The sequence below is a fragment of the Achromobacter sp. SIMBA_011 genome (assembly GCF_046535435.1).
Classification (GTDB): Bacteria; Pseudomonadota; Gammaproteobacteria; order Burkholderiales; family Burkholderiaceae_B; genus Achromobacter; species Achromobacter dolens.
Map to the genome: position 1 here is coordinate 1 of NZ_JAWRWN010001108.1, position 242 is coordinate 242.

The 242-nt window shown below is 69.8% G+C and carries 1 pseudogene; it reads left to right on the top strand.

Features of this window, described 5'->3' with window-relative positions:
* Positions 1-242: pseudogene (locus tag SB816_RS34470) on the top strand (exonuclease); the annotation flags it as partial.

Consider the following 242-nt stretch of genomic DNA (forward strand, 5'->3'; position numbering starts at 1 on the left):
GCCTACACGGCCGACAAGCGCCTGATCGCCACGTTCTCGGCGAATCTCGCCACGCTCGACGGCGCGGCGCCGCATCCGGTGCAGGCCGCATGGTGGGAAACCCAGCCCGAGGCGTGGGCCGCGTGCCGCACCGATCTGCAGGACCCGGCCGCCGCGCTCGTCGCCTACGTCGAATGGGTGGAAAAGCTGCCCGGCAAGCCCGTGTTCGTGGCGATGCCCGCGGGCTTCGATTTCACCTTCAT